This is a genomic window from Chitinophaga niabensis (assembly GCF_039545795.1).
GTDB lineage: Bacteria > Bacteroidota > Bacteroidia > Chitinophagales > Chitinophagaceae > Chitinophaga > Chitinophaga niabensis_B.
Window position 1 is genome coordinate 6,411,079 of sequence record NZ_CP154260.1, and the last position, 15,024, is coordinate 6,426,102.

Consider the following 15,024-nt stretch of genomic DNA (forward strand, 5'->3'; position numbering starts at 1 on the left):
TCGCATGGTTTTTCATTATCAATAGCTAATAAAAAAAGATGCCCAAAGACACCTCCATTAAATCTGTTCTGATTATCGGCTCCGGTCCTATTATTATTGGTCAGGCCTGTGAATTTGACTATTCCGGCTCCCAGGCAGCCCGTTCTATCCGGGAAGAAGGAATTAAAGTGATCCTGATCAACTCTAATCCGGCTACTATTATGACGGACCCGATGATGGCAGACAGGGTTTACCTGTTGCCGCTGACGGTAGAAAGTATTGAACAGATCCTGGAAGAGAACCAGATCGATGCCGTTTTGCCTACCATGGGTGGCCAAACCGCGCTGAACCTTTGTAAAGAAGTGGATGAACTGGGTATCTGGGAAAAATTCAATGTACGCCTGATCGGTGTGGATATTAAAGCCATCGATAAAGCGGAGGACCGTGAACAGTTCCGCCAGTGGATGATCCAACTGGGAATTCCTGTTGCACCGGCCCGTACGGCTAACTCCCTGCTGGAAGGAAAGGAATTTGCACAGGAAATAGGTTTCCCGCTTGTAATACGCCCCTCCTTTACCCTGGGTGGTACCGGTGGTGGTTTCGTTCATGGTAAAGAGGACCTGGATGAAGCACTGGACCGTGGTTTGAAAGCATCTCCCATGCACGAGGTACTGGTAGAAAAAGCAGTACTCGGCTGGAAAGAATATGAACTGGAACTGCTGCGCGATAAAAATGACAACGTAGTTATCATCTGTACCGTAGAGAACCTGGATCCCATGGGCATCCACACAGGAGACTCTATCACGGTGGCTCCAGCTATGACCCTGAGCGATACCGCTTTCCAGGACATGCGTAACAAGGCCATGATGATGATGCGCCAGCTGGGTAATTTCGCCGGAGGATGTAATGTGCAGTTTGCCATGAACCCTGAGAACGAAGAACTGATCGCTATTGAGATCAACCCACGTGTAAGCCGTTCTTCCGCACTGGCTTCCAAAGCAACGGGTTACCCCATCGCTAAAATTGCCGCTAAACTCGCTATCGGTTATACGCTGGATGAACTGGAGAACCAGATCACCAGAACTACTTCCGCTTTCTTTGAACCAGCACTGGATTACGTGATCGTGAAAATGCCACGCTGGAACTTCGATAAATTTAAAGGTGCTGACGATACGTTAGGACTCCAGATGAAATCAGTTGGAGAAGTAATGTCCATCGGCCGTACTTTCACCGAGGCTTTACAGAAAGCCTGCCAGAGCCTTGAGAACGATGCAGTTGGGCTTGGCTACTACGGTAAATCCCTCCTGAAAAGCGAACAGCTGATCGAAAAGCTGAAACGCCCCACCTGGGACCGTATCTTCCGTATCAAGGATGCACTGATGGAAGGAATGTCTGTAAAGTCCATCCACCAGGCCACCCTGATCGACCGCTGGTTCCTGCATCAGATCAATGATATCGTAACAGTAGAAAAACAACTGCTGGAGCACGACCTGGAATCCGTTCCCATGGAGCTGCTGAAAGAAGCCAAACAAATGGGCTTCTCCGATAAACAACTGGCCATCATCTTTAGCAACTGCGAAGAGGATGAAGTATATGAAAAACGGAAAGCCGCCGGCATTGTACGTACCTATAAAATGGTAGATACCTGCGCAGCGGAGTTTGAAGCGAAAACACCTTACTTCTATTCTACCTTCGATACAGAGAACGAAAGCATCCCTTCTGATAAAAAGAAAGTGATCGTACTCGGTTCCGGCCCTAACAGGATCGGCCAGGGTATTGAATTCGACTATTGCTGCACCCACGGTCTGCAAGCCATCCAGGAATGCGGTTACGAAGCCATTATGGTGAACTGTAACCCTGAAACGGTGTCTACAGACTTTGACATGGCCAACAAACTTTACTTTGAGCCGGTATATTGGGAGCATCTCTGGGAGATCATTGAGCTGGAAAAACCAGAAGGCGTGATCGTTCAGCTGGGTGGGCAAACTGCCCTGAAACTGGCCAAAAAGCTGACGGAGAAAGGCGTAAAGATCATCGGTACTTCTTTTGACAGTATGGACATTGCGGAAGACCGCGGCCGTTTCTCTGACAGGCTGAAAGAACTGGGTATTCCCTTCCCTAAATACGGTACTGCCTATAATACAGACGATGCCATTGAAGTGGCAAAAGAAGTAGGATATCCTGTACTGGTCCGTCCTTCTTATGTACTGGGCGGCCAAAGGATGCGGATTGTGATCAATGAGGAAGAGCTGGAGAAATCCGTACTCAGCCTGTTGAAACACTTACCAGGCAACAAGATCCTGATCGACCACTTCCTGGACCGTTGCCAGGAGGCTGAGATCGATGCCATCTTCGATGGGGAGAACTTCCATGTAATGGGTGTAATGGAACATATTGAACCAGCCGGTATCCATAGTGGCGACAGTAACGCGGTATTACCTGCGTTCAACCTCAGCCAGATGATTGTTACCACCATGGAGTACTATTCTGAGAAAATAGCCCGTGCGCTGAATATCAAGGGTTTGATCAACATCCAGTTCGCTATTAAAGACGGGCAGGTATTTGTGATCGAAGCCAATCCAAGGGCATCCCGTACCACACCTTTCATCGCAAAGGCTTACCAGGTACCTTACCTCAACATTGCTACCAAAGTGATGCTGGGCGCTAACAAACTCACAGATTTCAAGATAGAGAAGAACCTGAAGGGCTTTGCCATCAAAGAACCGGTGTTCTCCTTCAACAAGTTCCCCGGCGTGAACAAAGAGCTCGGGCCTGAAATGAAATCTACAGGGGAAGCTATCCGTTTCATTAAGGATCTGAGAGACCCTTACTTCAGAACGCTTTATAAAGAAAGAAGCATGCACCTGAGTAAGTAATCGTCTTCCACATAAAATTTGAGAGGCCGGGTCATTACGACCCGGCCTTTTTGTGTTTATACAAGTACTAAAGTTGTATATCCCTATATCACTGAAAGTGCATTCCTATAGCACTCTTATAGCATTCCTATATCGTTTCGATATACCTATGTGCCTACAATGCTATAGCAGTGCTATAGGAGCGATATAGGAGAGAAGGTTTGTGCAGCCACAAATGACCTGATTATCAACTATTTATTGCTTTTGTGTAAAAAAGCCTTAATTTCAAATCAGACCATTGTTTGTAGTATGTTTGTTAACCTTTGGAAAAAGGAGCCGTTCCTGCGCCTCCAGATCCCCTTTATGGCCGGGATGATCCTGGGCATGTATGTTACAATACCCATCCGGGTACTTTTGATACTTTCTATTTGCGGATGGATGATCCCTTCCTTTTTGAAACCTGCGGATCATTTTGCGTTGCGGCATCTACAGGGAGCATGTATCCATATCACCATCTTTTTATTGGGAACGGGATTATGGCACCAGGCAGATATCCGCCAGCGGGCAGATTGGGTAGGGCATCATTTGAGTGACAGCAGCCAGCTCATCCTCTTGCTGGAAGAACAACCTTTGAAAAAAGCCCGGTCCTGGAAAGCAGCGGCAACCGTTACTGCTGTAATAAATGAAGGCCGCCTGCAATCTGTCAGCGGAAAAATGCTGCTCTATTTCCTGAAAGAGCCGAAGCTGCAATACGGGGACCGCGTAATGATCCAGGGAGAAATTCAGCGGATCAGGGGGATCCCGGGAGGTTTCGATTACGGTAAATATTGCAGTTACCGGAACCTCTTCCACCAGGTATTCCTTAAAAACTGGCAGGTTTTGCCGGCGAAGAGGAAGCACCACGGCCATTGGCTGCAGGATACCCGTGATTATTGCCTGAAGATATTACGCCAATACATTCCCCGGCAGCAGGAATACGGAATTGCGCAGGCTTTGCTGATCGGCTACCGGGAGGAGCTGGATAAAGGTATCGTGCAGGCATATACGAACACAGGAGTGGTTCACATCATTGCCATTTCCGGTTTACACCTCGGCCTCATCTATATTACCCTGCTGCAATTATTGAAATGGATGCCTAAAGTAGCCAGGGCATTATTGGTGATCGCAGTATTGTGGGTTTTCTCTTTATTAACAGGAGCTTCCGCTTCAGTGCTTCGTTCTGCGGTGATGTTCAGTATCATGGCCACAGGGCAATTTATGCTGGGGAGGTATGCCAATAGCCGCAATACACTGGCTGCCGCTGCTTTCCTCTTACTGTGCTACCAGCCCTATTTCCTGCTGGATGTTGGGTTTCAGTTATCCTTCCTGGCAGTGGGTGGTATCTTGTTCTGTTACCAACCTGTTTACGACTGGTGGATGCTCCGCAACAAGTGGCTGGATAAACTCTGGCAGATGATAGCGGTTTCAATCGCCGCACAGGTATTTACCTGGCCGGTCTGCCTGTATTATTTCCACCAGTTCCCCAATCTGTTCCTGCTGGCAAACCTCATAGCCGTGCCGCTTTCCACCATGCTTTTGTATGGAGAGATCATATTGGTATGCCTGCCTAATATCTGGCTGGGCAAATTACTGTCAGGAGGTATCATGTTCATGAACACCTGTATACAGTGGCTGGATAAGGTCCCCGGCGCCGTTACGCATAACATCCAGATCAGTTTGCCGCAGACGGTTTGTTTGTATGGGATCACCATGCTGTTTTTATTAAAACGTTGGTACGGGGCTTTAGTCACAGGCGTGCTGTTTGCAGCATTACATGCTTATGATGGGGTTGAAACGTTAAGGCAGAAAAAGATCATTGTATATAACGGTGTAGAATGCATCAACGGCCACCTGCGCAAGCAGTACAAAACAGAAGCCCTGATTCAGTTTGAGGGGAAAAGGATCCTGCGTTTAACCGGCAGGCTTCCTAACAAGCTACCCGCTGCGAAGATGAAAATAGATTATATTTTGTTGTCACATAATCCGCGTGTCGATATCAGTTGTTTGCGCGATTATTTTATATACGAGCTGATAATTTTTGATAGTTCTAATGCACCTTTCCTGATACGGAAGTGGAAAAGTGCTGCCAAGAAACTACCTTTGCGCTGCTTTTCGGTTCCGGATGAAGGAGCCTTTGTTGTAAATCTCTAATTATTTTCTTGCATGCAAAAGCAAATCAAATCAGCTTTGATCTCCGTTTTCTATAAAGATAACCTGGAGAATATCGTTAAAACATTAGGTGAGCAGGGTGTTACCATTTACTCTACAGGTGGCACGCAAAAGTTCATTGAGGAATTGGGTGTGAAATGTGTAGCCGTGGAAGATCTGACGGCTTACCCTTCTATCCTTGGCGGCCGTGTTAAAACCCTTCACCCTAAAGTGTTTGGCGGTATCCTGGCACGCCGTGAGAATCCGCAGGACCTGGAACAGCTGAAGCAATACGAGATCCCGGAGATTGACCTGGTGATCGTAGACCTTTATCCGTTTGAAGAAACCGTGAAAAGCACTACGGAAGAACAGGCTATCATTGAGAAGATAGATATCGGGGGCGTTTCCCTGATCCGCGCTGCAGGCAAGAACTACAAGGATGTAGTGATCGTTGCTTCCAAAGATCAGTATGCTGACCTGGAAAAAGCATTGGTAGATGGTAAAGGCGCTACTTCATTGGAGCAACGCAGGCACTTTGCTGCAAAGGCTTTCGAGGTATGTGCACATTATGATGTGGCCATTGCCGGTTACTTCCTTCAAAATACAGAAAAAGAATACTTCCAGTTATCTGTTCCGCAGGGCCAGGTATGCCGTTACGGAGAAAACCCTCACCAGAAAGGTGTTTTCTATGGCGACCTTACAGCCATCTTCGACAAACTGCATGGTAAAGAATTGTCTTATAACAACCTTGTGGATGTGGATGCGGCCGTTCAACTGATCGCTGAATTCACAGAAACTACTTTTGCCGTGATCAAACATACCAATGTTTGCGGTATTGCAAGCAGGCCTACATTGTCTGCCGCCTGGGAAGCAGCACTGGCAGGAGATAAAGAAAGTGCTTTTGGCGGTGTACTGGCCTGCAATAAGGTAGTAGACGCTGCTACTGCACAATCCATCAACGAAATATTCTTTGAGATCCTGATTGCTCCCGGCTTTGAGCCGGCTGCACTGGAAATTCTCCAGGCTAAAAAGAACCGCATCCTGCTGTTGCAGAAAAAAGCGGTGAAACCTGCACAGATGTTTAAGAACGTTCTGGATGGCGTGCTGGTACAGGATAATGATGAAGGTAGCTTCCAAACCTGGAACGATACCGGTGCGCAACCTGCTACTGCAGCACAACGCACAGACCTGGAGTTTGCCAACATCGTTTGTAAACACCTTAAATCCAATGCCATTGCGCTGGTGAAAGACCAACAGCTGGTAGGTAAAGGATGCGGACAAACCTCCCGCATTGATGCATTGCGCCATGCTATTGAAAAGGCGCACCAGTTTGAATTCAGCCTGCAGGGAGCTGTGATGGCTTCAGATGCGTTCTTCCCGTTTGATGATTGTGTGCGTATTGCCAAAGAAGAAGGTATTACCGCTATCATACAACCCGGTGGTTCTATCCGTGATAATGATTCCATCAATTACGCCAAAGAAAATGGCATGGTGATGGTGATCTCCGGTATGCGTCACTTCCGCCACTGATCATTGATTTCAATTTATAAGGATAAGAGAAGGCTGTTCGAAAGAACAGCCTTTTTTGTATCAAAGAATTTTGTACTATTGCCATCGTAGATGCCATTCCTGCAGCAAAATATAATGAAGGACGCAGATGATGCGTGGTTGATCGGAGAATATAAAAAAACCGGTCAGTTGGAGTATTTGGCGGCATTGTATGAACGTTACATGGATATGGTATATGGTGTGTGCCTCAAATATCTTGATGAGGAAAACAGCAAGGATGCCGTGATGCAGATCTTTGAAGAACTGATAGGTAAACTGAAGCAACATGAGGTCCAGAACTTCAGGGGCTGGCTGCATGTATTGACCCGTAACCATTGCCTGATGAAGATCAGGGCCAATAAAGGCCGCCTGGTGTCCATAGACGACAATGGAATTATGGAATCGGAGGAAAATTATCATCCTGATAACGGATTCAGTATGGAATCCAACCTCCAGGCGATGGAAAAATGCCTGGAATCCTTGCCCGAAGAGCAAAAGCGGAGTGTAAACCTGTTCTATTTACAGGAGAAAAGCTACCGGGAAGTGGCAGATATCACGGGTTATGAGATGAATAAGGTAAAAAGCTATATTCAGAACGGGAAAAGGAACCTGAAACTTTGTATGGATAAAAATTAATGGCTGATAATCAACAACATATCACCCCCACGGCGGAACTGATCCGTCAGTACCTGGAAGGCAAACTGGATAGTAAAACCATGCATGCCCTCGAAAAACAGGCGCTGGACGATCCGTTCCTGGCAGATGCGCTGGAAGGATACGCAAAATATCCCACCGATCAGCGGTCTGCCTTAAGTGAACTGCAACAGCGTTTGCAGGAAAGGGTGGCGCCTGCTGAGAAAAAAGTGCGGCGTTTGGATTATCGCTGGCTGGCAGCTGCTTCCGTATTGCTGATATTATCTATTTCCGGTGTAATGCTCCTTAACAGAACGCAAAAGGCACCAGAGATTGCGCAGACGCTTGAGAAGGAGAAAAAAGAAATACTTCCGGATTCTGCCGCTCCTGCGGCAAACGCCAATGCTGATGTAGCAGCAGCCCAGGCTACAGATACCCAGGGAGTTCTCTCAGATTCCAATGCTAAACCCGCTGAGGAATTCGCACGCGCTAAAACAAAAAAGCCTACAGCAAATGCCAATACTGCACGCAATGAGGAAACACAGGCCGTAGCAAATGCCAATACTGCACGCGATGAAATAAAAGCATTCGCTCCTCCGCCTTCACCCTCATTACAAAAAACAGCTCCCTACGGGGTTGTTTTTAAAGGCGAAAGCAAGGATAACATACAGATCCGTGGCACTTCAAGTATAAAAGATTCCGGCGCATTGGTCGTAATAGATGGTGTACCTGTTAAACCTGATTCACTCCGGTTCATCAATCCCGCGGAAATTGAGAATGTATCCATCCTTAAAGACGCCACCGCCAGTGCTCTATATGGTGCAAGAGCCGCTAAGGGCGTAGTGCTTGTAACCACTAAAAAAGTTCAACAGGCTCCGCGTTTTGGCGCCATAAACACAGATTCAGCTTTTGCCTCCTATAATAAGATAGATACCATTAACATCGGTGGTAACAGACCTATAGCCGGTAAGCTTGATTCCAAGGTAGAAGGGCTGGTAACAGGCGCAAAATCCAACTTCTCCAATTATTATACGGACGATAATGTGCATAAGATCAGTGGTGTGGTGGTAGACGAAAAAACAGGAAAACGTATACCCGGTGTATCCGTAACCGTTAATGGCAGCAACCGGGGAGCTGTTACGGATACTTCAGGCAGTTTTGCATTGCATATAGCCTCTAAAAGTAAGGCTGAACTTGGATTCTCTTCCGTTGGTTACGCACAGAAAAAGATAACTGTTTCAGAAAGCACCAATAACCTGAATGTAGCCTTACCCTCCAGGAGAGACCAATTGAATGAAACAGTGGTAGTGGGTTATGCTAAAGAGAAGAAAAGCCTCGTACCGCCATTCCCTTTAGTAGGAGATGAAGCGTACAGCGTTTACCTGGTAACAAATAAAAAAGCAGAAATACCAGGCCTGAAAGTTCCGCAGAGCGGTAAAGTACATATCTCTTTCTCTGTAATGCCAGATGGTACTTTGCAGGATTTTAAGGTATTGCAGGGCATGGGTAAAGAAGCAGACAGCATTGCCATTCAGCGGATCAAAGATGGTCCGGCCTGGATGCCAGCATCTAATAAGAAAAAGGCCACCGTGGAGGTGATAATACCGATAGAACTGGTAAAAAAGGGGCAATAAAAGATCTTCTGACAAACGAATAAACATCCCATAAAAAAGGGCAATAAAAGATATTCTGATAAAACGAATAAACATCCCATAAAAAAGGCGCCCCTTACCGGAGCGCCTTCTATATAAATGAATTATTTCTTCTTTTCTTTTACGAAGCTGAGCGCCTTTTTTGTATATAAAAGAATTAGTTCTTCTTTTCTTTCACGATTGCCGAAGCGATAAATGAATTTACTTCTTCCTTTCCTTCCACAACTGGTTAAATGATTTCGGTGCAAAATCAGGCATCGCACGTTCATCATTGCCCCATGCCTTCCCAAACATTCTCCCTACCACCATGTTCTTTGTTTTACCACCCACCAGGTTCATCATCCGCCGGCTCAGGCAAGCCTGTTTCCAGCCAAACCAGCCCATCTTTTCAGCTCCGGTGGTATGATTCTCTTCTACTGCCTTATGCCTGTTATGGAGCAAAAGCTCATGGAGATTAATACGCACCGGGCAAACTTCCGTACAGTTTCCGCAAAGGGAGGAAGCAAAACTGAGATGCATATATTTTTCCATGCCCTGCAGGTGAGGAGTGATCACTGCACCGATAGGGCCACTGTAGGTTGTATTGTAAGTATGGCCGCCAATGTTCTTGTAAACAGGGCAGGCATTGAGGCAGGAGCCGCAACGGATGCAATAAAGACTTTCGCGCGCTATTTCATCTTTGAGGATGTTCGTACGGCCATTGTCTAAAAAGATCACATACATCTCATCAGGACCATCAACCTCACCTTCCTGGCGCGGGCCGGTAAAGATGGTATTGTAGGAAGTGATATTCTGCCCAGTGCCGAAAGTGGCCAGCAGCGGCCAGAAGAGGGCAAGGTCATTAACGGAAGGCAGTACCTTCTCTATACCAACAAGCGCAATATGTGTTTTAGGGAAAGAAGTACTTAACCGTGCATTTCCTTCATTTTCTGTAACCGCAATACCGCCGATGTCTGCAAGAATAAAGTTGGCGCCGGTAATGCCTACTTCTGCATCCAGGTATTTCTGGCGGAGTTTATCACGGGCTACGAGGGTAAGTTGCTCAGGGTTCAGTCCCGGCACAGTGCCCAGCTTTTTAGTGAAAAGCTCTGCGATCTGTTCCTTGCTTTTATGCATGGCCGGCGTAACAATGTGGTACGGCGGTTCATTATCCAGTTGCTGGATGTATTCACCCAGGTCCGTTTCTACACTTTCTATATTATTTTCCTGCAGGAAGTCGTTGAGATGGATCTCTTCTGTAGCCATCGATTTGCTCTTCACAACGGTCTTGCAGTTTTTGGCTTTGCAGATCTCCAGTATCGCTTCTCTTGCCTGTTCTGCATTTTCTGCCCAGATCACCTTTCCGCCACGCTTGATGAAGTTCATCTCAAAATCTTCCAGGTGTTTATCCAGGTTCTCGATGGCTTTCCACTTCACATTCTTAGCCCGTTCCCTCGCAGTGGGCAGATCGGAGAATTGCCGCTTACCGTTCACAACGGCAGCATTATACTTGCTGATATTGAAGTTGATCGTTTTGCGGTGACTCAGATCAGCCGCTTTTATTTCACTTTCAGAAAGAAAGGTGCTTGCCGTCTTATTCATATGCCTGTAAAGATAGTTATAGCACAACAATCGTGCGCAAAATATTATCAGTCATTAAGATGCTGCTTGGTAGCTATCTTATCCAGCACCTGGTAGAACTCAGCACCATACTTACGTGTGATGGCATCTTTCAGGAATTTATAAACAGGCACTTTCAGTTCATTACCCAGTTTGCAGGCAGGTTTGCAGATGCTCCATTTATCGTAGTTAACCGCTTCGAAAGATTCATATTTAGTGATGCGGATGGGGTAGAGGTGGCAGGAGATGGGTTTTTTATAATCCACCACGCCATCGTTATAAGCCTTTTCTATTCCGCAGCCTACATGGCCTGCTTCATTGATAGTGGCGTATGCGCAGATAGCACCATTCACAATGGGTGTAACATGGCCATGTTCATCATCCCAGGTATGTAACCCGGTTTTTTCTATTTCTTTAATGCCTTCTTCGCGGAGATAAGACTTGATCTTAGGGTAGATCTTTTTGAGGATCTTAAGTTCTGCTTCTTCGAGGGGAGCGCCACAGTCTCCTGCTACGCAGCAGGCCCCTTTGCATGCATTGAGGTTGCACACGAAATTTTTTTCAACCACATCATCGCTGATGTATTTATCATCGATCACAATCATCTGTCACTCATTTATTAGCTTTCCATTTCAGTGTTTCCACCAGGTGCCACATATCTTCCTGCAGGAATTTGTGCATGGGCGCCAGCGAATCTGCATTGGGTGGTGCGTAAAAATACAACGCTCCGCGCAAATAATGATGAAAGGAATCCGTTACATAGAATTGTTTTGCGGAAGCGGCATTGCCGCCTACTTCGTAAAACAGGCCATGTACATTGTTGGGCGTACTGATCTCCTCTTCGTTAATGGATTCTGCCTTGAGGGTATGTTTGTACGTAAGTTTAAAGGCGTCATTGATCAGTTTATCCAGCGAATTCTGTGCCCCTACTGTTTTGTAGCTCATGTACACCTTACTGTTGAATTGCGGAAAGTCCACATTGATCCACCAGGGATTCTCAGCTTTGGCATCAAAAAAGAGGGTATCCTTTACGATATTGGCGTATACAGGATATTCGAAGGAGTAGGGGTAGCCCGGTTCATCGAAAAGGCGGTATTCTTTTTTGGGAAAATCTACCCTGAAAAATCCTCTTGGCTTAGGTGTAAAACCTTGTTGCTGGCAGGCTGCGGCAGTAACTGTGAGTACTGCCAGGAAGAAATAAATTACCGGTCTCATTCGCTTTCAATACCTGTTTTATTGCTGATCTGCACTTTCTGGATGCGCATTTTGGTCACTTCGAGCACGGTGAAATCAAAATTCTCATAGCTGATAACACTGTTCTCTTCCGGGAATTTACCGGAGAGTTCAAGGATCAGCCCGCCGATGGAATCACTTTCTCCCTTAACGGATTCGAAAGTATCCGGCGCAATGTCCATGATGCGGCAAACATCGTTCAGCATGGTCTTACCTTCAAAAACGTAGGTATGATCGTTTACTTTATTATAGTTGAACTCATCTTCGTCAAATTCGTCTTTAATATCCCCGATCACCTCTTCCATGATATCTTCCAGGGTTACAATGCCGGAAGTGCCGCCAAATTCGTCCACTACCACGGCAAAATGCATATGGCGGGTCTGGAATTCGTTGAGCAGGTCTTCGATCAGTTTATGCTCGTGTACAAAGAAGGGCTGGCGTAATACTTCGTGCCAGTCGAAATCATCTCCTTTACCCAGGTGTTGTAGCAGGTCCTTGGTATGGATCACGCCTACAATGGTATCCAGGTTGTTTTTATATACGGGCAGGCGGGAATAGTGGAGGTCGGCCACTTTTTTCACCACTTCACCGAAAGGCATATCATACTCCAGTCCGTTTACATCCAGGCGGGTGCGCATGATCTGTTTAACAGCAATGTTGCCGAATTTGAGGATGCCGCGCACAATGTTCTTTTCTTCCTGCGAAGCGCCGGGCTCCACGCTCATTTCAATCACTTCATCAATCTCATGATAGTTGATGGGCCGGGTACTTCTGTGAAAAAGACGGGCTTCTATGCCTTCGCTCATGTTCACAAAGAAGTTACTGATAGGCTCCAGGGTAGCATGTATGATATGGATGAACCAGGCAAAATAAGTGGCAAAGCGCATATTATTCTGTGTGGCCCATACCCTGGGAAGGATCTGGCCAAAGAACAGCAGCACAAATGTAATAATGGCAATACGCACGATAAAGGAGAGGAATTCCAGCTCCCGCAAGCTTTCTACCTGTGCAATGAGGTAATTGGTAATAAAAATGAAGGCAATATTGAACAGGATGTTGGCGATCTGAAGGGAAGCCAGCAGTGGTTTCGGGTTCTCCAGTAACCGGGTGATCATCTTCCCTGCGTTATTCTGCCGGGTTTTGAGCACATTCAGGTCTTTATAGGTAAGCGAAAAGAAAGCCACTTCGGCACCGGACACAATGAAGGTGAGCAGGAGTAAGATGAAAATAACCAGCAAAAACACGACTACATTGGGCGATGGTGCCGCCAGATCTTGTAACAAAACGCTCGAAAACGGTAAAATGCTAGCCGATGGGTAAGCCAAGTTAATATGCTTTGGTCAAAAATAAGGGGAAAGAAATTCCATCTGAAATGACCTGAATTGCTTTCCCGCATGCAAATATAAAGAATGTACCGTTCGGTTACGCGCGGAGTTATGTAATAACTTAATTTATATTAACATATGAAGGCATCAGAAGGGAAGATCGTCGGCAGGTTCGCTCATGGGCGGGAGCTCGATTCCGGTGAAACCTTCTCCATGGCCTCCCGGGCCTCCGGGGGAAGAAGATCCTGAAGCATGGTGGGGTATATGGTGGTCGCCATTATTAACATCCATCCTTTTATCCAGCATTACCAGGTTATCGCCTACTACTTCTGTGGCAAATTTCTTATTCCCTTCTTTATCTTCCCAGCTACGGGTACGCAGGCGTCCTTCAATATACACTAAGCTGCCTTTGTGCAGGTACTTTTGAGCTAGTTCGGCCAGGCCTCTCCAAAGAACTACGGTATGCCATTCTGTTTGGGAAATGAGTTTGCCTGCGCGGTCTTTGAATGTTTCGGTCGTGGCAAGGGAGAATTTAGCCACGGCGATATTACCTTCCAGGAATTGAACATCGGGGTCTCTGCCAAGATTGCCAATCAGGATTACTTTATTAACACCTCTCATAATTGTAGGTTTTAATCTGTCCTATAAAAAATTCTTCTCACGGTCAACCTTTCTAAAGTTAGTGTTTTTTTCCAATCAACGAATAGAATTTTTACCATTACGGGAACGTTGTAATGCTTGTCCGTAAGTAGTTAGAGAAGAATAGACAGGTAATAGTACCAAATGGCTGCCGGCCCGTCATCGTTGCAGGTAATCTACTATGATCTTGGGGAAGGCCAGTTCCTGCAGTTGCTTTTCAGTAACCAGCTGATATTCGTCCGGCGCGTTAAATGCAACAGGTACCTGTAACCTGATAAATCTTGCATATATCGTCTGATGCGTAAGCTGCTGCTTTATTTCTGCAGTAGAATCCACGATCTTGTAGTCGAGATGGCCCAGCAGACTTTGAAAACCAGCAGATTGTTGCAGGGTTGCATCGGTGGCAGGGGCAGATGTTTCCAGCAGAAAGAACTCATGAAGGTTCTGCCAGATGTCTTTCCCTGTGCGTTTGCGGATGAAAACCCGGCCTTTCTGTTCCAGCAGGAGGTAATGAAAGTATCTTTTTTTGACCTTGAGTTTCTTGGATTTAACCGGAACCAGGTCAGTCAGTCCTTTTTGATAAGCCTCACAACGGGGCGCCAGTAAACAGGAAGGGCATAAAGGTTGCTGGGGTTTGCATACCACCGCACCAAAATCCATAATTGCCTGATTATAAGCACCTGCCCGATCTTTAGGGAGCACCTCATTGGCCAGGGCGGTGAATAATTTTTTGCCAGCTGTAGTATCGATCGGAGTATCTATGCCAAAATACCTTGCCAGCACACGGTAAACATTACCATCCAGTACGGCATGGGGAAGATTGAACGCGAAAGAAGCAATGGCGGCGGCTGTATAAGCCCCAACACCTTTGAGCGCAGCAATTTCCTCATAGGTCTTCGGGAACTGGTTCTTATGCATGGAGGAGATCATGCGGGCGGCAGCGAGCATATTTTTACAGCGGGCGTAATAACCCAGTCCCTGCCACAGTCGGAAAACTTCTTCCTCCGGGGCCTGGGCCAGTTTATCCACCGTGGGGTATGCGCCAATGAATCTTTCATAATACGGCCAGCCTTGCTCAACACGGGTTTGCTGCAAAATTATCTCTGAAAGCCAGATACGGTAAGGATTTTTTTCACCTTTCCAGGGCATGGTCCGGCTGTTATGGAGGCGGTTCCATGTAAGGATACAGTCCGTAAAAAATCTTTTAGTATCGTTCATTTGCACAAAATAATTTATATATGTCGATGTTTTTTTATATATTCGTGTTCCCGAAGTATCCATTAGTATTGGATTCTAGGGATTTAGGCGGTGTCTGGGACGCAAATAAAGGCATTTTTTGTTGTCACTATCTATAACAAAAAATATTAAATTTTA

Annotated in this window: 11 protein-coding genes; 5 read left to right on the forward strand and 6 right to left on the reverse strand. The window is 46.3% G+C overall.

Going from position 1 to position 15,024, the window contains the following annotated elements:
• Nucleotides 1-38: 38 nt before the first annotated feature.
• The 5 genes from carB to AAHN97_RS25820 all read left to right on the forward strand — a co-directional run bounded on the left by carB (nt 39) and on the right by AAHN97_RS25820 (nt 8,836).
• On the forward strand, nt 39-2,855 hold the full coding sequence (gene carB / locus AAHN97_RS25800) for a carbamoyl-phosphate synthase large subunit (protein ID WP_343304963.1): 2,817 nt from the start codon (nt 39-41) through the stop codon (nt 2,853-2,855).
• Nucleotides 2,856-3,143: 288 nt separating this feature from the next.
• Complete coding sequence (locus AAHN97_RS25805; RefSeq protein WP_343304964.1) at nt 3,144-5,024, forward strand: ComEC/Rec2 family competence protein; 1,881 nt, start codon at nt 3,144-3,146, stop codon at nt 5,022-5,024.
• Between the two features lie 12 nt (nt 5,025-5,036).
• Nucleotides 5,037-6,551: a bifunctional phosphoribosylaminoimidazolecarboxamide formyltransferase/IMP cyclohydrolase gene (gene purH, locus AAHN97_RS25810; protein WP_343304965.1), complete on the forward strand. Its 1,515-nt coding sequence runs from the start codon at nt 5,037-5,039 to the stop codon at nt 6,549-6,551.
• 114 nt (nt 6,552-6,665) lie between these two features.
• Nucleotides 6,666-7,205: an RNA polymerase sigma factor gene (locus AAHN97_RS25815; RefSeq protein WP_343304966.1), complete on the forward strand. Its 540-nt coding sequence runs from the start codon at nt 6,666-6,668 to the stop codon at nt 7,203-7,205.
• The gene (locus AAHN97_RS25820) at nt 7,205-8,836 is read left to right on the forward strand and encodes a carboxypeptidase-like regulatory domain-containing protein (RefSeq protein ID WP_343304967.1); all 1,632 of its coding nucleotides are present in this window, start codon (nt 7,205-7,207) and stop codon (nt 8,834-8,836) included. Before AAHN97_RS25815 ends, AAHN97_RS25820 begins: the two co-directional genes overlap by 1 nt.
• A gap of 219 nt (nt 8,837-9,055) precedes the next feature.
• Here the strand turns inward: AAHN97_RS25820 and AAHN97_RS25825 are convergent, their stop codons facing one another.
• From AAHN97_RS25825 to mutY, 6 genes are all read right to left on the reverse strand, one after another.
• Entirely contained in the window at nt 9,056-10,435 is a 1,380-nt protein-coding gene (locus AAHN97_RS25825) for a LutB/LldF family L-lactate oxidation iron-sulfur protein (protein WP_343304968.1), read from the reverse strand.
• 47 nt (nt 10,436-10,482) lie between these two features.
• The gene (locus AAHN97_RS25830; RefSeq protein WP_343304969.1) at nt 10,483-11,058 is read right to left on the reverse strand and encodes a DUF3109 family protein; all 576 of its coding nucleotides are present in this window, start codon (nt 11,056-11,058) and stop codon (nt 10,483-10,485) included.
• Nucleotides 11,059-11,065: 7 nt separating this feature from the next.
• Nucleotides 11,066-11,668 carry a gliding motility lipoprotein GldD gene (gene gldD, locus AAHN97_RS25835; protein ID WP_343304970.1) on the reverse strand — a complete coding sequence of 201 codons (603 nt, stop codon included), beginning with the start codon at nt 11,666-11,668 and terminating at the stop codon, nt 11,066-11,068.
• A complete protein-coding gene (gene gldE / locus AAHN97_RS25840; protein ID WP_343304971.1) occupies nt 11,665-12,969 on the reverse strand; it encodes a gliding motility-associated protein GldE in 1,305 nt (434 codons plus the stop codon). Before gldE ends, gldD begins: the two co-directional genes overlap by 4 nt.
• Before the next feature lie 189 nt (nt 12,970-13,158).
• Complete coding sequence (locus AAHN97_RS25845) at nt 13,159-13,632, reverse strand: single-stranded DNA-binding protein (protein WP_074241400.1); 474 nt, start codon at nt 13,630-13,632, stop codon at nt 13,159-13,161.
• Between the two features lie 177 nt (nt 13,633-13,809).
• Nucleotides 13,810-14,868: an A/G-specific adenine glycosylase gene (gene mutY, locus AAHN97_RS25850; RefSeq protein WP_343304972.1), complete on the reverse strand. Its 1,059-nt coding sequence runs from the start codon at nt 14,866-14,868 to the stop codon at nt 13,810-13,812.
• Between the last annotated feature and the right edge of the window lie 156 nt (nt 14,869-15,024).

Excerpts from the sequence above, each read along its gene's own strand:
- carB (WP_343304963.1), top strand. The coding sequence starts at position 39 with ATGCCCAAAGACACCTCCATTAAATCTGTTCTGATTATCGGCTCCGGT.
- AAHN97_RS25805 (WP_343304964.1), top strand. The coding sequence starts at position 3,144 with ATGTTTGTTAACCTTTGGAAAAAGGAGCCGTTCCTGCGCCTCCAGATC.
- purH (WP_343304965.1), top strand. The coding sequence starts at position 5,037 with ATGCAAAAGCAAATCAAATCAGCTTTGATCTCCGTTTTCTATAAAGAT.
- AAHN97_RS25815 (WP_343304966.1), top strand. The coding sequence starts at position 6,666 with ATGAAGGACGCAGATGATGCGTGGTTGATCGGAGAATATAAAAAAACC.
- AAHN97_RS25820 (WP_343304967.1), top strand. The coding sequence starts at position 7,205 with ATGGCTGATAATCAACAACATATCACCCCCACGGCGGAACTGATCCGT.
- AAHN97_RS25825 (WP_343304968.1), bottom strand. The coding sequence starts at position 10,435 with ATGAATAAGACGGCAAGCACCTTTCTTTCTGAAAGTGAAATAAAAGCG.
- AAHN97_RS25830 (WP_343304969.1), bottom strand. The coding sequence starts at position 11,058 with ATGATTGTGATCGATGATAAATACATCAGCGATGATGTGGTTGAAAAA.
- gldD (WP_343304970.1), bottom strand. The coding sequence starts at position 11,668 with ATGAGACCGGTAATTTATTTCTTCCTGGCAGTACTCACAGTTACTGCC.
- AAHN97_RS25845 (WP_074241400.1), bottom strand. The coding sequence starts at position 13,632 with ATGAGAGGTGTTAATAAAGTAATCCTGATTGGCAATCTTGGCAGAGAC.
- mutY (WP_343304972.1), bottom strand. The coding sequence starts at position 14,868 with ATGAACGATACTAAAAGATTTTTTACGGACTGTATCCTTACATGGAAC.